Raw genomic sequence first — 21,259 nt, forward strand, 5'->3', positions numbered from 1 at the left:
TGTGCATGGTGTCCGCCACCTGTTTCGCGCAGGCCGGTGGCTATCCTTCCAAGCCCGTGAAGCTGGTGGTGGGATTTGCGGCAGGCGGCCCCACCGACGTGGTGGCCAGGGCGTTTGCTGACCATGCCAGCCGCGCGCTGGGCCAGCCATTCATCATCGACAACAAGCCGGGCGCCAACACCATCCTGGCTGCACAGGCGGTGGCCAGCGCGCCGGCCGATGGCTACACGCTGCTGTTCGGTGCGACCAACCACACGATGATTCCCGGGCTGTACAGCAACCGGGTGAAGTTCGATGCGGTGCGCTCCTTCCGTCCGCTGTGCACGGTGGCGACCAGCCCGACGGTGCTGGTGGTCGGGCCGGGCCTGCCGATGAAGTCGTTGGCCGATTACATGGCCAAGGCCCGCAAGGAGCCCGGGCGCATCACTGCCGGAACGGCTGGCATCGGCAGCTCGGGTCACTTCGCGACCGAGATGTTCGCCCGCGCCAACGGCCTGCAGCTCAACCATGTGCCTTACAAAGGCGCCGCACCGGTGGTCACGGACCTGATGGGCGGCCAGCTCGACAGCTCTTTCGCTACGCTGGGCTCGGTCCTGCCGCAGATCCGCAGCGGCAAGCTGACGGCGCTGGCGGTAGCGTCGCCACAGCGTTCCGGTCTGCTGCCCGACATCGCCACCTTCGCGGAATCGGGGGGCGGCAACTACTCGGCCGACGCGTGGTACGGCGTGCTGGCGCCCGCCGGCATTCCCGAGCCGGTCGCGCAGGCGCTGGAACGCGTGGCCGCCGACTTCGCCAAGAGCGAGGCCGCTGCCGAAAAACTGCGTGGCCTGGGATTGGACGCCGAGTCCACCTGTGGCGCTGCCTTCGTGGCGCGGGTCGGGCGTGAAGTGGCCACCTATGCGCAGATTGCCCTCGACCTGAATCTCAAGGCCGACTGACCACCGGCGTGCCTTCCAACGCAACTGTCCTGGGCCCGGGCCGCGTGGCTCGCGGCGGGTTGCGGTTTCTTTTTTCTCTGTCGCTTTGCCATTCGAACCAGGAGACCTCATGCGTGCTTTTTTCATCTCCCCCCTGATCGCCGCCTGCGCCCTTGCCGCCACCGTGGCACAGGCCGCTTTCCCGGACCGCCCGATCACGATCGTCGTGCCCTACGCCCCGGGTGGTGCTGCCGATGCCGTGGCCCGTGTGCTGGCCACGCGCATGGGCGCCCGGTTGGGTGCCAGCGTGATCGTGGACAACAAGGCCGGCGCCAGCGGCACGATCGGCGCGAGCTATGTGGCCAAGGCCACTGCCGACGGCTACACCATGCTGTACGACGCCACGCCGTATTCCATCAATCCGCACCTGTTTCCCAAGATGCCTTATGCCAGCACGGCGTTGCAGCCGCTGTCCCTGGTGCTGCTGGCTCCGAACGCGCTGATCCTGAAGGCCGACTCGCCCTTCAAAAACGTGAACGACCTGATCGCCAAGGCGAAAGCCGAGCCTGGCAAGCTGAACTTCGCGTCGGGCGGCAGCGGCACCGTGCAACGGCTGGCGGCGGAGCTGTTCCGCCAGAAGCTGCAACTGGACATGGTGCATGTGCCCTACAAGAGTGGTGGCCCCGCCATCGCCGATGTGATGGGCGGGCAGGTGGACTTCATGTTCGGCACCATCGCGGCCTCGTACCCGCTGGTGTCGGGCGGCAAACTGCGTGCACTGGCGGTATCGGCCCCCGAGCGGTCCAAGCGCCTGCCCGATGTGCCCACGGTGGCCGAGACCGTCATTCCCGGCTATGAGGCCTATGAATGGAACGGCGTGTTCCTGCCCGCGGGCACACCCGAGCCGGTGGCCGCCAAGCTGCAGCAGGCACTGGTCGAGGTGCTGAAGGAAGACGAGGTGAAGCAGCGCCTCGCGGACCTGGGCGCCCAGGCGATCGGTTCCACGCCCACGGAGTTCGTCACCTTCCTCAAGAAGGAAGACGCCAAGTGGGGCGAGGTGGTGCGCAAGGGCGACATCAAACTGGACTGACGGGCACCATGCGCCTGCCTGCGATTCCTGCACCGGTGCCGCATTCCGTGGGGGTGAGCCGCCCGTCGCGCTTGCTGCCCGCGATGGCATGCGACAGCCACATGCACATTTTCGATCCGCGCTTTGCACCGTCGGTGCACTGGAAGCGCTTGCCGCCCGATGCGCCGGTGGCCGCCTACCGGCGGCTGCAGCAGCGCCTGGGCACGGCGCGTTCGGTGGTGGTGACGCCTTCCACCTATGGCACGGACAACGCCTGTACGCTGGATGCCCTGGAGCAGCTCGGCGACACCGCGCGGGGCGTGGCGGTGGTGGGCGCAGGCGTGAGCAATGCCGAACTGGGACACCTGGCCGCGCGCCGCGTGTGCGGCCTGCGGGTGAACTTCGTATCGCCGCAGTCCTGGGGTGCGACCACGCCCGAAATGCTCACCACGCTGGCAAGCCGGGTCGCGCGCCATCCGCACTGTGGTGGCTGGCACATCCAGGTCTTCGCGGATGCGGAGCAGATCGTCGCGCTGCGGCCGGTGCTGCAGACGTTGCCCGTGCCGTTGGTGATCGACCATCTGGGCCGCATCGACCCGGCCGAAGGCCCGTCCGCCCAGGCCTACGGCGTGCTGCGCCAGCTGCTCGACGGGGGCAACACCTGGGTCAAGCTTTCCGGTGCCTACATGCGTTCCACGGCGCGAGGCCCGACCTATGCCGACACGCTGCCTCTGGGCCGCGCGCTGGTGCAGGCCGCGCCCGAGCGGCTGGTGTGGGGCAGCGACTGGCCCCACACCACCGAGCCGCCCGGCACGGTGAACGATGCCGATCTGGTGGATCTGCTGCAAGCCTGGACAGGGTCCCATCCCGTGGCAATGGACCGCATCCTGGTGGACAACCCTGCGCAGCTGTACGGGTTCGAAGCCGTCTGAAAATCGCATTCCGTTTCCCGCCCTGGCCCAGCATTTCGCCGGGACGGGTCCTTCTTTAAAGAAAGCCGATCCCATGTTCTTGCTACAGGCCCCACAGGTCCGTGAACTGGAGCCGTTCACCTCGTTGCCCGATGCGTTCCGGCGCCCGGCGCGCGGCGCATGGGCCGATGCCAACCGCGGCGGCACCATCACCGATTCATTCCTCGAAGGCCCGGTGTTCGATACCGCCGGCCACCTGTACGTGACCGACATTCCATGGGGGCGCATCTTCCGCATCGACCCGCAGGGCGGTTGGAGCCTTGTCGCGGAGTACGACGGCGAGCCCAATGGCATGAAGTTCCTGGACGCCGGCACGTTGCTCATCACCGATTACAAGAACGGTCTGGTGCGACTGGATGTGGCGAGCGGCACCGTCACGCCTTACCTGGAGCGCCGCAACAGCGAGCGCTTCAAGGGCGTGAACGATCTGGTGTTCGATGCCGAAGGCAACCTCTACTTCACCGACCAAGGCCAGAGTGGCCTGCACGACCCGTCGGGCCGCCTGTACCGCCTGCGTCCGAACGGCCAGCTCGATCTGCTGCTGAACAACGTACCCAGTCCCAACGGCGTGGCGTTGTCGCCGGATGGCCGTGTGCTGTACCTGGCCGTGACACGTGGCAATTGCGTCTGGCGCGTCCCGCTGTTGCCCGACGGGAGCGTGGCCAAGGTGAGCCAGTTCTTCACCTCCTATGGGCCGAGCGGCCCGGACGGACTGGCGGTGGATGCGCAAGGCCGTTTGCTGGTGGCCAATCCCGGCCTTGGCTGGGTCTGGGTGCTCAACGGCCGGGCCGAGCCGGTGCAGGTGCTGCGCGGTGTGGCGGGAAGCTCCACCACCAACATGGCGTTCGGCGGAGCCGACCTGGCCAAGCTCTATGTGACCGACTCCACCCACGGGCGCATCCTGTGTACCAGCATGGACGCACCGGGGCTGCCACTGCACGCCGGCGCAGCGCTCGGCGGCTGATCTGCCAGAGCCAGGAGGCGGGGCAGGGCGTGGAGTGGAGTGGAAAACCATGCGCCGCCCGCTTGCCGCGCGCTCTTTGATGAGGGTTCGGTCATGGCTGATCATTTCGAAAAACTATTCCAGGCATGTGATTAATTGCCTTTTCCGGCGGGAGCCTTTTCTCTAGCATTCACCCATCAATCAGCCGCAAGAGGAATGCCCCATGAGCCAAGAGACCAAGTGCCCGTTCCATGCCGCCGCCGTCAATGGTGGAACCCTCAACAAGGACTGGTGGCCCAACCAGTTGCGCGTGGATCTGCTGCACCAGCATTCGTTCAAGTCCGACCCCCTGGGCGGCAGCTTCAATTACGCCGAAGAGTTCAAGAAGCTCGACTACGAAGCCCTGAAGAAAGACCTGCGTGCGCTCATGACCGACTCGCAGGACTGGTGGCCGGCCGACTTCGGACACTACGGCCCGCAGTTCATCCGGATGGCGTGGCACGCCGCCGGCACCTACCGCACGGGCGACGGCCGTGGCGGTGCGGGCCGTGGGCAGCAGCGCTTCGCGCCGCTCAACAGCTGGCCCGATAACGTCAACATCGACAAGTCGCGCCGCCTGCTCTGGCCCATCAAGCAAAAGTACGGTCAAAAAATTTCCTGGGCCGACCTGCTGGTGTTGACCGGCAACGTTGCGCTGGAAACCATGGGCTTTCGGACCTTCGGTTTCGCCGGCGGCCGCGAAGACACGTGGGAGCCTGACCTGGACGTGTACTGGGGCAGCGAGAAGACATGGCTCGGTGGCGACGCCCGCTACGGCAAGGGTGCCCCCGGCGACGGCACCTTGGTGGCCGACCCCGCCATGCACGGCCAGGAAACCGACCGCACGGACAGCCAGGGGCGGAACCTGGAAAACCCCCTCGCAGCGGTCCAGATGGGCCTGATCTACGTGAACCCGGAAGGCCCCGAAGGCAATCCGGACCCGATCGCCGCCGCGCACGACATCCGCGAAACCTTCGGCCGCATGGCGATGGACGATGAGGAAACCGTGGCCCTGATCGCCGGCGGCCACACCTTCGGCAAGACCCATGGGGCCGGCGCGGCCGACCATGTGGGCGCCGAGCCCGAAGCCGCAGGCATCGAGCAGCAGGGCCTGGGCTGGGCCAGCAGCTTCGGCTCCGGCAAGGCCGGCGATGCGATCACCAGCGGCCTGGAGGTGACCTGGACCACCACGCCCGCGCAGTGGAGCAACAACTTCTTCGAGAACCTGTTCAAGTACGAATGGGAACTCACCAAGAGCCCGGCAGGCGCGCACCAATGGCAGGCCAAGAACGCCGAAGCCATCATCCCCGACGCGCACGACCCCGCCAAGAAGCGCCTGCCGACCATGCTGACCACTGACCTGTCAATGCGCATGGACCCGGCCTATGAAAAAATCTCGCGCCGTTTCCTGGACAACCCCCAGGCCTTCGCCGAAGCCTTCGCGCGGGCCTGGTTCAAGCTCACGCACCGCGACATGGGGCCGCGCGCGCGCTACCTCGGCCCCGAAGTGCCGAAGGAAGTGCTGATCTGGCAAGACCCCGTTCCCGCGGTGGACCATCCGCTGGTCGATGCGTCCGATGTGGCGGCCCTCAAGGCGCAGGTCCTGGCCTCCGGCTTGTCGGTGTCCGAACTGGTGGGCACGGCATGGGCTTCGGCCTCCACCTTCCGCGGTTCGGACAAGCGCGGTGGCGCCAATGGCGCCCGCATCCGCCTGGCGCCGCAAAAGGACTGGGACGTCAACCAGCCGGCGCAACTGGCCCGGGTGCTGCAGGTGCTCGAAGGCATCCAGAGCGACTTCCATCGCGGCGCTGCGGGTGGCAAGCGTATCTCGCTGGCCGACCTGATCGTGCTGGCGGGGGCCGCAGGCGTAGAGCAGGCGGCCCAGAGCGCGGGCTTCGAGGTCACGGTGCCGTTTTCCCCCGGCCGTACCGACGCGCGGCAGGACCAGACCGATGTGGAATCGTTCGCCGTGCTCGAACCCGTGGCAGACGGTTTCCGCAACTACCAAAAGCGCCGCTACAGCGTGCCTGCCGAGGTGCTGCTGATCGACAAGGCCCAGTTGCTGACGTTGACTGCGCCCGAGATGACGGTGCTGATCGGCGGGCTGCGTGCGATCAACATCAATGCCAATGAAACCCGCCACGGTGTCCTGACCGCAACGCCCGGCTCGCTCACCAACGACTTCTTCGTCAACCTGCTCGATATGGGCACAGAGTGGAAGGCCTCGGCCCAGGACGCTGGGGTTTTCGAGGGCCGCGACCGCAAGACCGGCGAGGTCAAGTGGACCGGCACGCGCGTGGACCTCGTGTTCGGCTCCAACGCGCTGCTGCGGGCCCAAGCCGAGGTGTACGCCGGGGCGGACGCCAAGCGCAAGTTCGTGGACGACTTCGTTGCGGCCTGGACCAAGGTCACCGAACTCGATCGCTTCGATCTGGCCTGACCTGCCGCGTCGGCTCTGCTGAGCCGGCGCGCTTTCTTCGGGAAAAGCCCGCGGCTTCGACGCCGTGGGCTTTTTGCATCCGCGTGCGGCAAAGGAGCCCTTTTGGGCGCGGGGAAGGCCCGCGCGCCCTAAACTTGCTGCATCGCACAAAAAGCGGGAGATGGAATGCATTTCGACATCGTGATCGTTGGCGGCGGCGCGGGCGGCCTGGAATTGGCGGCACGCCTCGGGCGGGGCCTGGGGCCCCGGGTAGGGCGGGAGAAGGTGCTGCTGGTGGACCGCAGCCCATTCCATATCTGGAAGCCCACGCTGCACGAGGTGGCCGCCGGCACGCTCGATGCCCACCAGGAAGGGCTCTCCTACACCGTGCTGGCCCGGCGCAACCATTTCAGCTTTGCCATGGGCGAGATGGCGGCCCTCGACACCGAGCGCAAAGGCATCACCTTGTCCGAGATTCGCGATGCGCAGGGTGAAGCCGTGGTGCCCCGGCGCACCGTGAGCTACACGCGCCTGGTGCTGGCGATCGGCAGCGGCTCCAATGCCTTCGGCACGCCCGGCGTGGAGCACGCATACCTGCTGGAGAACGTGCGCGATGCGCAGCGTTTCCATGCCGACTGGCTGGCCGCGTGCGCCCGCGCCTCGTTCTCCGAGAGCCGTGCGCTGGGCGTGGCCATCGTGGGCGGTGGGGCGACCGGGGTCGAGTTGTCGGCCGAACTGCTGGAGGCCCATGCCGAACTGCAGGAAAGCATGGGCGACGGCCAGCGCTTTCGGCTCGACATCACCTTGGTGGAAGGCGGCCCGCGCATCCTGGGCGGCTTGCCCGAAAAGATATCGGCCCAGGCCCGGCTGGCGCTGGAGCGCAAGCAGGTCAACGTGCGCACCGGCACGCGTGTGACCGAGGTGCGCCGTGGCGCGCTGGTCACCTCCGAAGGCAGCATTCCCGCCGAAATGATCGTCTGGGCCGCGGGTATCAAGGCCGCCGATGCCAACGCCCGCATGGGGTTGGCCGTGAACGGCCTGAACCAGTTCGTGGTGGACGACCGTCTGCGCACCTCGGTGCCCGGCGTCTATGCCTTCGGCGACTGCGCCGCCTGCCCGTGGGAGGGTGGCAAGACCGTGCCTGCGCGGGCCCAGGCCGCGCACCAGCAAGCCGACTACCTGGCCAAGGTGCTGGGCGCGATGCTGCGCGAGCGCGAGGTGACCGAGGCGTTCGTGTACCGCGACTTCGGCTCGCTGGTGTCGCTGGGCGATAACAAGGGCGTGGGCAACCTCATGGGCGGCCTGATGGGACGCAACTTCTTCGTGGAAGGCCTCATCGCGAAGTGGATGTACATCTCCTTGCACTTGAACCACCACCGGGCCATCCTGGGCCTGGGCAAGACGGCCGTGCTCGCCCTGGCGCGGCTGCTGCAGCAGCGCGTGTCCGGACGGCTGAAACTCCACTGAGCGCGTGGGTTCAGCCGGGCGGGGCAGGCATGCCGGTTCCGAACCGGCCGCCCGCCACCGTCCTGCGGCCCGCCTGCGCGCCTTACTTGGGGGTATAGGTGATCTTCGTCACCTCGTAAGTCGAGGGCCTGCCGTTGGAGCTGGACGTGGCGATCTTGATCGTCCGGCCCTGGTAAGGGCCTTCTGCGACCACCCAGGTCTGGAAGTTGGCCACGGCGCGCCCGGTCGGCCCCACCGTGACGAAGTCGTTGTTGAATTTGCAGACGTTGAAGGTGCCCATGGCGGTCTGCAGCGACTCTCTGCCCACGTACGTGAACTGGTCCTCCACGGTTTCCGAATAGGAACTGGGCGCCGAGCCCGCCTTGGGCACGATCGTGAACTGGTTCTTGTGGTCCCGCTGAACGGTCTGGCCGGGCTGCATGTCCAAGGGCGTGGACACGGGTGGATCGTAGACCTGCGTCAGCACCTGGGTGGACGTGTCGGAGACGACGCCGTACGCCAGTTCGCTGCTGGCCGTGCGGTCGCGGAACAGCCGGTTGTTGCCCAGGGAGCCGGTGGACTGCGGCGTGAACATGACCGGTTTCGCGCCCGCGAAATTTTGCCGTCCCCCCGTCGTCGTGGTGCTGGTGGTGGTGAGGTCGGGTTGCCCGTCCATCTTCGTGAGGCCCTCTTCGACGAGCACGGTTCCCTCGTTGAAGTCCGCCGCGTTGTAGCAGGCGGCGGAGCTGCTGCCCGAAGGTGCGGGGGCGGGAGTGGGGGCCGGTGCTGGAGCGGGTGATGGTGCCGGCGATGGCGATGGGGCGGGTGCCGGCGTGGGCGCCGGCGCTGGGGTACCGCCGGGCGGGGTGGTCACGTCGCCTCCGCCTCCGCCGCCGCCACACGCGGTCAGGGAGGCTGCGGTCAATGTCAATGCGGCGAGGGCGGCAAAAGCGGCTACCGCGCGGAGCGAATGGGAACTGGTAGGCATGGTCTTGGAATGGGTCGCCCTCTGCGGCGCCGCGCACCATGCGCCACACCGCCGACGGGCAGGTTGGGATGAGCAGACGGTATCCGCCACCCCTTTGCCGCGGTACCCCACCCAGGGAGCGCAGATGAAAGCAAGTGTTAGTAGGGGTATCCCTGACTGCCGGCCGTCATCCTGCCATCAGCTTCTGCACCAGGTCAGCCGCTGTGGAGGCTGCGTATTTGCGCATGAGGCGCGCGCGGTAGATCTCCACCGTGCGGTGGCTGATGTCGAGCGCGCGGCCGATCTCCTTGGAGGTCAGGCCGTCCAGCAGCCGCGCCGCCACCTCGCGCTCGCGGCCGGTCAGTTCGGCCTTGACGGACCGCTGCGAGCTGAGGTCTTCGAAACTCCAGATGCCTGATTCATGAGGAGCCTCGCGATTGAGCGCCCGGCCCGAGACATGGCACCAGAACACCTCGCCGCTGGCCCGCTTCATGATGCGGTTGTCGGCATAGTGGCCCCGCGCATTCAGGATGGGCTCCATGTGCTTGCCCAGGCGTTCGTATTCGTCCGCGCTGGGATAGAGAATCCGGAAGGACTGGCCGATCAGCACCTCGCGCGAGGCGCCGAACATCTCGCACACTTGGCGATTGCAATCGACCATGGTGCGGTTGCGCGAAATGACCAGACCCACTGGGGCCATTTCGAAAGCGAGGCGGTAATCGGCGACATCCATGGAAGTATTTAGGGAGAACTACGTAGCGGGGTACGTAGTATCGTAGCGGCCATCCAACCTGATGTTGAGGAGTCTCCAATGAACAAGCTTTTTCCCACCGCGGCCGAGGCGCTCAAGGGCGTCGTGGCCGGCGGCCAGATGCTGGCCGTCGGCGGCTTCGGGCTCTGCGGCATACCCGAGGCGCTGATCGACGCCCTGCGCGACAGCGGCGTCAAGGACCTCACCGTCATCTCCAACAACGCCGGCGTGGACGGCTTCGGCCTCGGCAAGCTGCTGGAGACGCGCCAGATCAAGAAGATGATCTCTTCCTATGTGGGCGAGAACAAGGAGTTCGAGCGCCAATACCTCGCCGGCGAGCTGGAACTGGAATTCACGCCGCAGGGCACGCTGGCCGAGAAGCTGCGGGCAGGAGGCGCCGGCATTCCGGCCTTCTTCACCAAGACCGGCGTCGGCACCATGGTGGCCGAAGGCAAGGAATTGCGCGAATTCGACGGCGAAACCTATGTGATGGAGCGCTCGCTGGTGCCCGATGTGTCGCTCGTCAAGGCCTGGCGCGCCGACAAGTCCGGCAACCTGCAGTTCCGCCTGACCGCGCGCAACTTCAACCCCGCGGCCGCCACGGCCGGCAAGGTCTGCATCGTCGAAGTGGAGGAGGTCGTGGAGACGGGCGACATCGCGCCGGACGATGTGCACCTGCCCGGCATCTACGTGCACCGCATCGTGCACAACCCCAACCCCGAAAAGCGCATCGAAAAGCGCACAGTGACCGCCGCGCCCGTCGATGTGGCCGCTGCCAAGGTCGAGGCCCAGGCCGTGATCGCGCAGGCTGCTGCCACCAGCGAAGCCGTGCCTACGGTGACGGTGCCCGTCAACAAGAAAGAAGGAGCCTGAGATGCCCTGGACCCAAGACCAGATGGCCGCGCGCGCGGCACAAGAACTCGAAGACGGCTTCTATGTGAACCTGGGGATCGGCATCCCCACGCTGGTGGCCAATTTCACGGGCGACAAGGAAGTGTGGCTTCAGTCCGAGAACGGCATGCTGGGCATCGGCCCGTTCCCCACCGAAGACGCTGTGGACGCCGACCTCATCAATGCCGGCAAGCAGACCGTCACCACCATCAAGGGCTCTTCCATCTTCGGCAGCGACCAGTCGTTCGCCATGATCCGGGGCGGCAAGATCAACCTGTCGATCCTCGGCGCCATGCAGGTGAGCGAGAAGGGCGATCTGGCCAACTGGATGATCCCCGGCAAGATGGTCAAGGGCATGGGGGGGGCGATGGACCTGGTGGCCGGCGTCAAGCGCGTCATCGTGCTCATGGAGCATGTGGCGCGCAAGAAGGACGGCACCGAAGACCTCAAGATCCTGCCCCAGTGCACGCTGCCCCTCACCGGCGTGGGCGTGGTGGATCGCATCATCACCGACCTGGCCGTGATGGACGTCACGCCGAAGGGGCTGCAGGTGGTCGAACTCGCGCCGGGCGTGACTTTCGAAGCGCTGCAGGCCAAGACGGGTGTCACGTTGCTGTCGGCCTGAGGCCGTCCTGTCGGCACGCCGGACAGGGCCGGCAGCCGGCCTGGTTCTTGAAGGCACCCCGGGCTTCCCGCCGGCCCGCCGCCAGCGCTGCCCAAGCCCGAGGGCAGGCCGTTGCTAGCACAGCAATGGCCTTCTTTGAATAGGTGAAATCGGCTAAATGTCAGCACAAGTAACGGCGTGGCTGATATGCTGGCCCATTGCCGCGCGCGCCAGACGGTCGTCTGCGCGTGCTGAACCTTGATCTGTGAAGGACCTGCCATGCTGTCGACCCCCGCTTCCGCCTCTCCCCGCCATGCCACGGGTGCCGCCGCCAACGCAGCGGAGTACCTCACCTTCCGTCTGGGGCAGGAGGAATACGGCATCGACATCCTGCGTGTGCAGGAAATCCGCTCGTACGAGCAACCCACCCGCATGGCCCACGCGCCGGACTTCATCAAGGGCGTGATCGATCTGCGCGGCGTGATCGTCCCCATCGTCGATCTGCGGCTGAAGCTGCGTTGCGCGCAGGCCGAGTACACCGATTTCACCGTCGTCATCATCCTCAACGTGGGCGGCACGGTGATGGGCGCCGTCGTGGATGCGGTGGCCGACGTGGTTCCCCTGCAGGCCGAGGCCATCCGGCCCGCGCCGCAGTTCCAGGGCGAGGTGGATTCGGCCTTCGTGACCGGCATTGCCAGCGTCGGCGAGCGCATGCTCATCATGATGGACATCGAATCCCTGCTCAGCAGCGCCGAGATGGGGCTGGTGCGCTCGGCTGCCGTGGCGTAGCCCGCTGCCAAGGTCAGCAGCGTTTGCTATATTTTTTGTAGCGATATGCCCTAGTGGATATTGCGCTGGAGGGGCTTTTGGCTCCTGATCCCGGCGGGCTGTGCCGCCGCCACGGGCTCAGTTCTGGCCGGGGCGGGCGCCTGCGCTTTCATGCGCTTTGGGTCACCGGCCCGTCTTGAACGGGTTGCGCGACTGCAGTTCCTCCAGATACTGCGCCACGCCTTCCCCCTCGCGCTCCAGAAACCGGTCCACCGCCTCGGCAAAAGCGGGATGGGCGAGCCAGTGGGCGCTCGTGGCCTGCACCGGCAGCAGGGCCCGTGCCATCTTGTGCTCGCCCTGGGCGCCGCCCTCGAAGCGCTGCACGCCATGCGCGATGCACCATTGCAGCGGCTGGTAGTAGCAGGCCTCGAAATGCAGGCAGTCCACCCGCTCCAGCGCTCCCCAGTAGCGGCCGAACGCCACCAGTTCCGGGTCTTTTGTGCCTTGTGCCCTAGTATCGCTTGCCCCAACTGCTATCAAACTACTAGCAATGGGGTGGCCGTCGCGTTCGGCGATGAACAGCACCCAGGCCTCGGGCATGTCGGCGGCCATGCGGGCGAAGAATTCGCGCGTGAGGTAGGGCGGGTTGCCGTGCTCCAGGTAGGTGCGCTCGTAGCAGCGGTAGAAGAAATCCCAGTCGTCTGTCGTGATGTCGGTGCCCCGCATCCAGCGGAACGCCACGCCCGCGTCGGCTACCCGGCGCCGCTCCTGCCGGATCTTCTTGCGTTTGTCCTGCGACAGGCTGGCCAGGAAATGGTCGAAGGATTCGAACGGCCGTTCGCCGGCAGGCGAGGGCGCTTCGCCGCTCGCGTCGGCCATCGGCCCGGGCCCCTCGCTCCCGGACGGGGGCGCCGCGTTCGTCCAATGGAATTGCACCGTGTGCCGCAGCATCAGCCCCGCCGCCTGCGCGGCCTCGACGTCCTGCGGCGCGGTGAACAGCAGGTGCAGCGACGACAGGCCCGCCTCGTCGCACCACTGCACCAGCGCCCGCACCAGCGCATGCCGCGCCGCCGCGTCCACGGCCAGCAGCCGCGCGCCGGGCACGGGGGTGAAGGGCACGGCCACGACGGCCTTGGGGTAGTAGTCCATGCCGTGGCGCGCATAGGCGCCCGCCCAGCCCTGGTCGAACACGTATTCGCCGTAGGAGTGCGGCTTGGCATACACCGCGCACGCGCCCTGCAGCACCTCCTCCCGCCAGAGCGTGCAGAACACGGGCGTCCAGCCGGTTTCCGGTACGGCGCTGCCGCTGCTGTGCAGCGCCGCAAGGTAGGCGTGGCGCATGAAGGGAGTGGCGTGGGGCTGGGCGGCCAGGAGCGCATCCCAGGCATCGGCGTCCACGTCGTCGGGAGACGGATGCAGGCGCAGGACGTAGGCGGTATCGGCGGGTTGGGACAAGGCGGCGTGCGGTCGTTGGAAGGTGGCCGCCATCATGGCCCAAACCGGGCTGCGCCGCCGCGGGGCGGGTATGGCCATCCACACCGGCCCGGGTGCCTAAAAAGAGGGCACGGAGACATTCCTTCAGCCCTGATAAGGACTTAGGCTCGCCTTACAGGGCAAGCCACGACTTATCCACAGAGTTTTCCAGTGCCCGCGGGGATAACGCAGGGCCTTGTGGCACGAGGTGCTGCCGTGCGTGACACGGGTGACATAATCGTCCGAGTCCTTTTTCCATCCCCGTATGCCATTCGTCATCAGCGTCGCCCAGCTCAATTTCGTGGTGGGCGATCTGCCGGGCAATGCCCGCAAGATCATCGCCTGCGCCCAGCAAGCCCATGCGGCCGGCGCGCGCCTGCTGCTCACGCCCGAGTTGTCGCTGTGCGGCTATGCCGCCGAAGACCTCTACCTTCGGCCCGCCTTCCTGTCGGGTTGCGAGGATGCGCTGGCAACGGTGGCGCAAGAAACGGCGCGATTCGAGGGCTTGGCTATCGTGGTCGGCCATCCGCAGCGGGCCGAAGCGGATGGCGAAGGCCTTTGCTACAACGCGGCCAGCGTGCTGCGCAACGGGGTGGTCGAGCAGACCTACCTCAAGCAGGAACTGCCGAACTACGACGTGTTCGACGAGCGGCGCTACTTCTTGCCGGGCGACGGCTCTTGCATCTTCGACGTGGAGGGTGTGCGCGTCGGCCTGCTGATCTGCGAGGACGCCTGGTTCGAAGGCCCCGCCCGCCGGGCGGCGCAGGCGGGGGCGCAGTTGCTGGTCACCATCAACGCGTCGCCGTTCCACTTGGGCAAGAGCGCCGAACGCGAGCAGATCATGCGCGAGCGGGTCACGGAGACCGGCCTGCCGCTGGTCTATGCCCACCTGGTCGGTGGCCAGGACGAGGTGCTCTTCGAAGGGCGCTCCTTCGCCCTGCAGTCCAACGGTTTCGTGGCCGCGCGCGCGCCGGGCTTCGAGGAAGCCTGCTTTCCGGTCCGCGTGGACGTCGCGCAGGGTGCGATCGAATTGAAGGCCGAGGTCGCGCCGCTGCCCGCGCTGGAGTCCGATCTGTGGAGCGCGCTGGTCATGGGCGTGCGCGACTATGTCGGCAAGAACGGCTTTCCCGGCGCGCTGCTGGGGCTGTCGGGTGGCATCGATTCCGCGCTGGTCCTGGCTATCGCCGTGGATGCGCTGGGTGCAGAGAAGGTGCGCGCCGTGATGATGCCCTCGCCCTACACCGCGGACATCAGCTGGATCGACGCGCGCGACATGGCCGAGCGCCTGGGCGTGCGATACGACGAAATCTCGATCGCCCCGCAATTCGAGGCGTTCAAGGCCGCGCTGGCCCAGGAGTTCGCTGGCCTGCCCGAAGACACCACCGAGGAAAACCTGCAGGCGCGCATCCGCGGCACGTTGCTCATGGCGCTGTCCAACAAATTCGGTCCGGTGGTGCTCACCACCGGCAACAAGAGCGAGATGGCGACGGGCTACTGCACGCTCTACGGCGACATGGCAGGAGGCTTTGCCGTCATCAAGGACGTGGCCAAGACGGCCGTGTTCTCGCTGGCGCGCTGGCGCAATGCCAACGACCCCTTCGGAACCGGCGCGCAGCCCATTCCCGAACGGATCATCACGCGCCCGCCGAGCGCCGAGTTGCGCCCCGACCAGAAGGATCAGGACAGCCTGCCGCCCTACGAGGTGCTCGACGCGATCGTCGCCCGGTACATGGAGAACGATGAGCCCATCGATGCCATCGTGCAGGCCGGCTACGACCGGGCCGACGTGGAGCGCGTGACGCGCCTCATCCAGCTCAATGAATACAAGCGCCGCCAGGCGCCGGTGGGCATCCGCATCAGCCGCCGCAGCTTCGGCAAGGATTGGCGCTATCCCATCACCAACCGCTTCCGGGCGTGAGCGATCGACGACGACGCGGCCTTGAGCATCCCTCGCATTTCACCTTTCCAGGAGTTTCCGCCATGAAAATGATCACCGCCGTCATCAAGCCCTTCAAACTCGAAGAAGTCCGCGAAGCCCTGGCCGAGTGCGGCGTGACGGGCCTGACCGTCACCGAAGTGAAGGGTTTCGGCCGCCAGAAGGGCCACACCGAGTTGTACCGTGGCGCCGAGTACGTGGTGGATTTTTTGCCCAAGGTGAAGGTGGAAGTGGTCGTGAAGACCGACGACGTGGACCGCTGCGTGGACGCCATCGTCAACGTGGCGCGCACGGGCAAGATCGGCGACGGCAAGATCTTCGTCACCGCCGTGGAGCGTGTGGTGCGCATCCGCACGGGCGACCTGGACGAAGCCGCCGTCTGATGGTCGATGCCGCGCCTGGGTGGCAGCGCGGTCGTTGCCGGTAGGCCCGGCGAGATTCACCCCCGGCGCATCAGATCACCGTCCGCAGTGGAACCGGCTGCGCGGCCTGCGTGCCGGCGGCCTCGACCAAGGACTGCAGGAGGCTTTCGCGGTCGGAGGAGGCCGTCATTAGCCCCATCTGCCAGTCGCTCATGAGCCCGCTGGCCACGCTGGTCTGCAGAAACGCCATCAGACCGTCGTAGTAGCCATCCACATTCAGCAGGCCGATGGGCTTGTCGTGGTAGCCGAGCTGGCGCCACGTCCACACCTCGAACAACTCTTCGAACGTTCCGATGCCGCCTGGAAGGGCCAAGAACGCGTTGCAGCGCTCGGCCATCATGGCCTTGCGCTCGTGCATCGTCTCGACGATGTGCAGTTCATCGCAATCCCGGTTGGCCAGTTCCTTGTCCACGAGCGCCCGGGGAATCACGCCCAGCACGCGACCACCCGCGCGCCGTGTGGCCTCGGCCACCGTACCCATCAGGCCGCTGCGACCGCCGCCGTAGACCAGTTGGCCGCCATGGCGGCCGATCCATTCGCCGACGGCGATGGCCGATTCGGTGAACAACGGGTTCTCGCCCGGGCGCGAACCCAGATAGACGCACAGGGAAAAAGATGGCTCAGCCATGGAAAAACCTCTGAAACAGGGCTGCAGCCCAGACGCCTGAGCACAGCAACACACTCAACAAGACGGCAGCGCTGCCCATGTCCTTGGCGCGCTTGGACAAATCGTGCAGCTCGGGACCGATGCGATCGATGGCGGATTCGATGCCGGAGTTGAGCAGTTCGGTGATCAGCACCAGAACCACCGTGCCGGCGAGCGCTGCGACCTCCAACCAGCCACGGCCCAGCCAGAATGCTGCGGGCAGCAGCACGAAGGCCATGCATGCCTCCAGCCGAAAAGCCTTCTCGCCCCAGCCGGACTGAAGGCCCTGCAGCGAATACTTTCCGGCATGCCACAGGCGGTGCAGGCCGGTGCGGGCTTTGTGGGGGTGGGGTGTGAAGGGGGCAGACATAGGCCAGGCATTTTCGCCGGCCTGTGTGGCAGTTATCGCATCCGGCGAAAGAAGTTGTCGGCTTACTTTTTGGCGTGTTCGAAATGCACGAGCCGCGTGCCGGCCCAGATGTCGTGCCAGAACTGCCGCTCCGGCTGAAAGCGGCTCAACAACGCCCAGACCGCCACCCATCCCAGCAGAATCACCGCCGACTCGCCACCGGACAGCTGGAATGGCGCCATGGCCGCCAGCGGCGGCAAAAACCACAGCCAGCTCAGCGCGTAACGCGCGAGGGCCCGGGTCTGCGTGATGGGCCGTCCCAGCCGGTCCACCACCCGGATGTGCCAGGTCTTCATGGCCAGCGTCTGTCCTCTGGCCCAGAACCAAACGAAATAGATGCCGAAGACAACGAAAAGAAATCCCTGGAGCGCATGGCGGTTGTCCAGCGCATTGCGTGTCTGGCTGAGCGTGCCGAAAAGATAGCCGGCAATGAACACCACCCCGAACATCAGCATGCCCTCGTAGAGCCAGCAAGCCATGCGACGGCGCAGCGAAGGGGTCGTGCCGTTCATCGCGGCGCTGGAAACGTCATGGCTGGCCATGGTGCTCTGAGACGGAGAAGCAGACATGGCGGTATCACTGAGGCGGGTGAAGCGGGGTGTTGTCCTGGGGCGGGGTGGCAGGGGGGGCTGCCTCGGCGGCCACCGGCTCTGCGCCGCTCAGCGGCGCCAGGGGCGACGGAACAGCGATCGGCACCGAAACTGGGGCCGTTTCCACTGGGGGCGCCACACTGGCTGCGGGGACGGACACCGGCAATGCCTGGGTCGGATGGAACTCTCTCACCGGTGGAATCTTGGGGGGATTGGGCCGGTTCGCATTCGCCACCGCGGCGGCAGGAACGCGGGCCAGCTTGCGAGGGGCCACGGGCCGGATCGCCGTGGCCGCGCCGGTGGGCCGAGGGGCCGCACGGGCCGCCAGTTGCTTTTTTTCCTCGGTAGGAAGGGCTTGGTACGCCTCCCACTGGGCCCACTTGTCATCCACGGCCAGTTTCTTGGTGGCAGCGTAGTTCAACCGGGCCTGACTGCGCTGCTGAAGGCTGAGGTTGGCCCAGTCGGTCATGCGCCCCAGCATCTTTTCGCGCTCTTGCGGCGACAAGGTGGGAAAGCTCGCCGACAGCGTGATCCAGCGTCGTTTTTGCGCTTCGCTGAGCAGGTTCCAGCGGGAAGCGAGGGGGGCGAGCGCTTCCTTTTGCGCGGCCGTCAACGATTGCCATGCAGGCCCCGAGCCCGCGCTGTCAGGGTCCTGAACCCGAAGCTCCGGCCCGCGGGCTGTGTGTTTGCTGGCCAGCGCCTCGGCCGGCATGGGCGCCACCGGTGCCATCCCCACCTGTGTCCAGGCTTGCCAGCCGCCCGCGACGAGCGCGCCCAGCAAGACAAAAGCCAGCACGGCGGCTGGCATCAGGCGGGGGGCATCCAAAGGGCTGGTGGGCATGCAATCTGCAATAAGGTCAGTGGGTTGGGTTGGCGGACGTCTTGAGGAATTGAAGGAATCCCGGATCGGCATAAGCGGATGGCGGAAGATCGTCCGTGAGCAAGGCGGCGTCCACCTCTGCCACTTCGTTCACCCCTTTTTCATCCTGCGAGACATTGATGACGACCAGCCCGACGAGCAAAGCGGTGATCGGAACGGCCGACACCAGTGCGCGCCACCAGCTGCCGCCCTCGCCACCCCAGCCCAGCACCGCGCTGTTACCGGACGCCAACACGGCGGGAGCCGTCTGTCGCACCGGAGCCACCACCTTGCGTTTCGCCAGGGCCTGCACCCGTGCAGCACGTAGCCGTTCAGAAATATCGTAGGGAAGCTCGGCCGTGCCATCGGAGAGACGCGCCGTCACGCGGCGTGCAAAACGCTCTGCGGCAATCTCCGCAGGATGGGGTGAGGACTGGTAATTCATAGTTCGATTCCTTTCGCCTTCAGTGCTTTGCTGAGGGTCTGGACGGCACGAAAACAGTGCGTTTTGACGCTGCCCTCCGAACAGCCCATAGCAGCCGCCGTTTCTGCAACGTCCATCTCTTCCCAGTAACGCATCAAAAACGCCTCCCGTTGACGGGCCGGCAACTCTTGAATTTCCGCTTCGATGTCATGAAAAACCTGGGCACGCCTGACCAGATCTTCCGCGCTTTGGGCTGTCTCGCCTCCTTCGGGACCCGAATAGGCTTCCAACAGATCGAAATCTGCACCGTCTTCTCCCGGGCCTTCGAAGTCGCTCATGCTGGAAAACAACGCATTGCGTGTCTTCTGGCGCCGAAACCAGTCCAGCGTGCAGTTGGACAGAATGCGCTGAAAGAGCATGGGCAACTCGGCCACCGGCTTGTCACCATAGTGCTCGGCCAGTTTGAGCATGCTGTCCTGAACGATGTCCAGTGCCGACTCCTCATTGCGTACGTGATAGAGCGAGCGCTTGTAGGCCCGCTTTTCTACGCTTTTGAGGAAGTTGGAGAGTTCTTGTTCGGTAGCCAAGACAAAGGTGCCCGCTGATCGGGGCTTGGGGTTCGTTGGCGACAAAGGCCAGCGCGTGGATTGCCTAGTTTATCGCATCGACTTCAAGTCTTTTGGGCCTGCCGTGCCCAGAATCCATGTTGCAGTGCCATAATCCGGCCTGCAATTCAAAAGGCAAACGGGTTTCGGTCCGGCGCAGCAATCATCTCGCCCATGTCCGAAGCCTCAAGTTCCAAGTCGGCTCCACAAGAGTCCGCACGAGGGGCACCCAAGGTTTTTCGTTAGAGAAATTCGCAAAGGTTGATCATGGAAATCTCCAAGGCCGAAATCACTTCGGCGGCCGCTGCCACGCAGGGCGCTTCGCATTCCCCTTCCCAGGACCTCATGGGGTCCGAAATCCTCATCAAGTCTTTGCAGGCCGAAGGCGTGCAATTCATCTGGGGCTATCCGGGCGGCGCGGTTCTCTACATCTACGACGCGCTCTACAAGCAAGAGACCATTCAGCACGTGCTCGTGCGCCACGAGCAGGCCGCAGTGCATGCTGCCGACGGCTACGCCCGTGCCACTGGTGAAGTGGGGGTCGCCCTCGTCACCTCCGGCCCCGGATTGACCAATGCAGTGACCGGAATCGCCACTGCCTACATGGATTCCATTCCCATGGTCATCATCTCCGGACAGGTGCCTACGGCCGCGATCGGGCTGGACGCCTTCCAGGAGTGCGATACCGTGGGCATCACGCGCCCCATTGTGAAGCACAATTTCCTCGTCAAGGATGCCCGCGATCTGGCCATGACGATGAAAAAGGCCTTCCACATCGCCCGCACCGGCCGGCCTGGTCCGGTGGTGGTCGATATCCCAAAAGACGTCTCCTTCAAGAAGGTGGCCTACAACGGGTATCCGCAGAGCGTCGAAATGCGCTCCTACAACCCTGTTCGCAAAGGCCATGGCGGCCAGATCCGCAAGGCGCTGCAGTTGCTGCTGACCGCCAAGCGGCCATACATCTATACGGGTGGTGGCGTTTTGCTGGGCAATGCCACGCAAGAGTTGCGCACGCTGGTGGACATGCTGGGTTATCCGGTGACCAATACCCTGATGGGATTGGGCGCCTACCCGGCGAGCGATCGCAAGTTCCTCGGCATGCTGGGCATGCATGGCACGATCGAAGCCAACAACGCCATGCAGAACTGCGACGTGCTGCTGGCAGTTGGCGCACGGTTCGATGACCGCGTCATCGGCAACGTGAAGCACTTCGCGCAGAACGACCGCAAGATCATCCATATCGACATCGATCCGTCGAGCATCTCCAAGCGCGTCAAGGTCGATATTCCCATCGTTGGCGACGTCAAGGATGTGCTGACGGAGCTGATCACCATGGTCAGCGAATCGAGCACGCGGGCCGATGCCGGTGCCTTGGCTGCCTGGTGGGACACGATCGAAGGCTGGCGCAAGCGTGAATGCCTCAAATACGATCGCAGCAACAACGATGTGATCAAGCCGCAATACGTGGTCGAAACCCTTTGGAACATGACCAAGGACGCCAACACCTATGTGACCTCCGACGTGGGGCAGCATCAGATGTGGGCGGCTCAGTACTATCGATTCGATGAGCCGCGCCGCTGGATCAACTCCGGGGGGCTTGGCACGATGGGCGTGGGTATTCCTTACGCCATGGGCATCAAGCTGGCCAAACCGGACGCCGAAGTTTTCTGCATCACGGGCGAAGGCTCGGTGCAGATGAACATTCAGGAGTTGTCCACCTGCCTGCAATACAACACGCCCATCAAGATCTGCGCGTTGAACAACCGTTACCTGGGCATGGTGCGGCAATGGCAGGAAATCGAATATTCCGGCCGGTACAGCCACAGCTACATGGATGCGTTGCCCAACTTCGTGAAGCTGGCAGAGGCCTATGGCCACGTGGGTCTGTTGATCGAACGGCCGCAAGACGTGGAGCCCGCGTTGCGTGAGGCACGCAGGCTCAAGGAGCGCACGGTTTTCATGGACTTCCGCACTGATCCGACGGAGAACGTTTTCCCAATGGTTCAGTCCGGCAAAGGCATTACCGAAATGCTTTTGGGATCGGAAGATCTTTAAATCCAATCGCTTGCCAGCGCTTTGCCATAAAGCGTTTCCAGCTATTCTTTGAATA

At 65.5% G+C, this 21,259-nt stretch carries 21 protein-coding genes; 12 read left to right on the top strand and 9 right to left on the bottom strand.

What is annotated here, in order from left to right:
• Positions 1–5 precede the first annotated feature (5 nt).
• The 6 genes from M5C96_RS12620 (at position 6) to M5C96_RS12645 (ending at position 7,825) form a co-directional block, all read left to right on the top strand.
• Positions 6–938, top strand: coding sequence for a Bug family tripartite tricarboxylate transporter substrate binding protein (locus M5C96_RS12620; protein WP_442867389.1), 933 nt, complete (start codon positions 6–8; stop codon positions 936–938).
• A gap of 109 nt (positions 939–1,047) precedes the next feature.
• Complete coding sequence (locus M5C96_RS12625) at positions 1,048–2,007, top strand: Bug family tripartite tricarboxylate transporter substrate binding protein (RefSeq protein WP_272569438.1); 960 nt, start codon at positions 1,048–1,050, stop codon at positions 2,005–2,007.
• Positions 2,008–2,015: 8 nt separating this feature from the next.
• Positions 2,016–2,918, top strand: coding sequence for an amidohydrolase family protein (locus tag M5C96_RS12630; protein WP_272569439.1), 903 nt, complete (start codon positions 2,016–2,018; stop codon positions 2,916–2,918).
• A 73-nt stretch (positions 2,919–2,991) separates the two neighbouring features.
• Complete coding sequence (locus M5C96_RS12635; protein ID WP_272569440.1) at positions 2,992–3,921, top strand: SMP-30/gluconolactonase/LRE family protein; 930 nt, start codon at positions 2,992–2,994, stop codon at positions 3,919–3,921.
• Positions 3,922–4,123: 202 nt separating this feature from the next.
• Positions 4,124–6,379, top strand: coding sequence for a catalase/peroxidase HPI (katG, locus tag M5C96_RS12640; RefSeq protein WP_272569442.1), 2,256 nt, complete (start codon positions 4,124–4,126; stop codon positions 6,377–6,379).
• A gap of 165 nt (positions 6,380–6,544) precedes the next feature.
• Positions 6,545–7,825: an NAD(P)/FAD-dependent oxidoreductase gene (locus tag M5C96_RS12645; protein ID WP_272569444.1), complete on the top strand. Its 1,281-nt coding sequence runs from the start codon at positions 6,545–6,547 to the stop codon at positions 7,823–7,825.
• Between the two features lie 82 nt (positions 7,826–7,907).
• On the opposite strand, the gene M5C96_RS12650 is transcribed toward M5C96_RS12645, so the two are convergent.
• Positions 7,908–8,678, bottom strand: coding sequence for a hypothetical protein (locus M5C96_RS12650; protein WP_272569445.1), 771 nt, complete (start codon positions 8,676–8,678; stop codon positions 7,908–7,910).
• 280 nt (positions 8,679–8,958) lie between these two features.
• Positions 8,959–9,504 (bottom strand): PAS and helix-turn-helix domain-containing protein, encoded by a 546-nt coding sequence (locus M5C96_RS12655; protein WP_272569447.1) that lies wholly within the window; start codon positions 9,502–9,504, stop codon positions 8,959–8,961.
• Positions 9,505–9,582: 78 nt separating this feature from the next.
• Here M5C96_RS12655 and M5C96_RS12660 point away from each other — a divergent pair, with 78 nt between their 5' ends.
• From M5C96_RS12660 to M5C96_RS12670, 3 genes are all read left to right on the top strand, one after another.
• Entirely contained in the window at positions 9,583–10,395 is an 813-nt protein-coding gene (locus M5C96_RS12660; protein WP_272569448.1) for a CoA transferase subunit A, read from the top strand.
• 1 nt (position 10,396) lies between these two features.
• On the top strand, positions 10,397–11,038 hold the full coding sequence (locus M5C96_RS12665; RefSeq protein ID WP_272569449.1) for a 3-oxoacid CoA-transferase subunit B: 642 nt from the start codon (positions 10,397–10,399) through the stop codon (positions 11,036–11,038).
• A gap of 258 nt (positions 11,039–11,296) precedes the next feature.
• Positions 11,297–11,806, top strand: a complete 510-nt coding sequence (locus M5C96_RS12670) for a chemotaxis protein CheW (RefSeq protein WP_272569450.1) — start codon at positions 11,297–11,299, stop codon at positions 11,804–11,806.
• A gap of 162 nt (positions 11,807–11,968) precedes the next feature.
• Here M5C96_RS12670 and M5C96_RS12675 read toward each other — a convergent pair whose 3' ends face one another.
• On the bottom strand, positions 11,969–13,273 hold the full coding sequence (locus M5C96_RS12675) for a GNAT family N-acetyltransferase (protein ID WP_442867390.1): 1,305 nt from the start codon (positions 13,271–13,273) through the stop codon (positions 11,969–11,971).
• Between the two features lie 250 nt (positions 13,274–13,523).
• Between M5C96_RS12675 and M5C96_RS12680 the strand changes: the two genes are divergently transcribed.
• Together M5C96_RS12680 and M5C96_RS12685 are read left to right on the top strand one after the other, a co-directional pair.
• Complete coding sequence (locus tag M5C96_RS12680; RefSeq protein ID WP_272569453.1) at positions 13,524–15,176, top strand: NAD+ synthase; 1,653 nt, start codon at positions 13,524–13,526, stop codon at positions 15,174–15,176.
• 62 nt (positions 15,177–15,238) lie between these two features.
• Complete coding sequence (locus M5C96_RS12685; RefSeq protein WP_092743842.1) at positions 15,239–15,577, top strand: P-II family nitrogen regulator; 339 nt, start codon at positions 15,239–15,241, stop codon at positions 15,575–15,577.
• A 70-nt stretch (positions 15,578–15,647) separates the two neighbouring features.
• Here the strand turns inward: M5C96_RS12685 and M5C96_RS12690 are convergent, their stop codons facing one another.
• From M5C96_RS12690 to M5C96_RS12715, 6 genes are all read right to left on the bottom strand, one after another.
• Positions 15,648–16,244, bottom strand: coding sequence for a TIGR00730 family Rossman fold protein (locus tag M5C96_RS12690; RefSeq protein ID WP_272569454.1), 597 nt, complete (start codon positions 16,242–16,244; stop codon positions 15,648–15,650).
• Entirely contained in the window at positions 16,237–16,632 is a 396-nt protein-coding gene (locus M5C96_RS12695; protein ID WP_272569455.1) for a diacylglycerol kinase, read from the bottom strand. The genes M5C96_RS12690 and M5C96_RS12695 overlap by 8 nt, the downstream gene beginning before the upstream one ends.
• 62 nt (positions 16,633–16,694) lie before the next feature.
• On the bottom strand, positions 16,695–17,213 hold the full coding sequence (locus M5C96_RS12700) for an RDD family protein (protein ID WP_272569702.1): 519 nt from the start codon (positions 17,211–17,213) through the stop codon (positions 16,695–16,697).
• 34 nt (positions 17,214–17,247) lie between these two features.
• On the bottom strand, positions 17,248–18,102 hold the full coding sequence (locus tag M5C96_RS12705; RefSeq protein ID WP_272569457.1) for a DUF3106 domain-containing protein: 855 nt from the start codon (positions 18,100–18,102) through the stop codon (positions 17,248–17,250).
• 16 nt (positions 18,103–18,118) lie between these two features.
• Positions 18,119–18,565: a DUF3619 family protein gene (locus M5C96_RS12710; protein ID WP_272569458.1), complete on the bottom strand. Its 447-nt coding sequence runs from the start codon at positions 18,563–18,565 to the stop codon at positions 18,119–18,121.
• The gene (locus M5C96_RS12715; RefSeq protein WP_272569459.1) at positions 18,562–19,131 is read right to left on the bottom strand and encodes an RNA polymerase sigma factor; all 570 of its coding nucleotides are present in this window, start codon (positions 19,129–19,131) and stop codon (positions 18,562–18,564) included. Before M5C96_RS12715 ends, M5C96_RS12710 begins: the two co-directional genes overlap by 4 nt.
• 285 nt (positions 19,132–19,416) lie before the next feature.
• Between M5C96_RS12715 and M5C96_RS12720 the strand changes: the two genes are divergently transcribed.
• Positions 19,417–21,204 carry an acetolactate synthase 3 catalytic subunit gene (locus M5C96_RS12720; RefSeq protein ID WP_272569460.1) on the top strand — a complete coding sequence of 596 codons (1,788 nt, stop codon included), beginning with the start codon at positions 19,417–19,419 and terminating at the stop codon, positions 21,202–21,204.
• The last annotated feature ends 55 nt before the right edge of the window (positions 21,205–21,259 follow it).

The sequence above is a fragment of the Acidovorax sp. GBBC 1281 genome (genome assembly GCF_028473645.1).
Lineage (GTDB): Bacteria > Pseudomonadota > Gammaproteobacteria > Burkholderiales > Burkholderiaceae_C > Paracidovorax.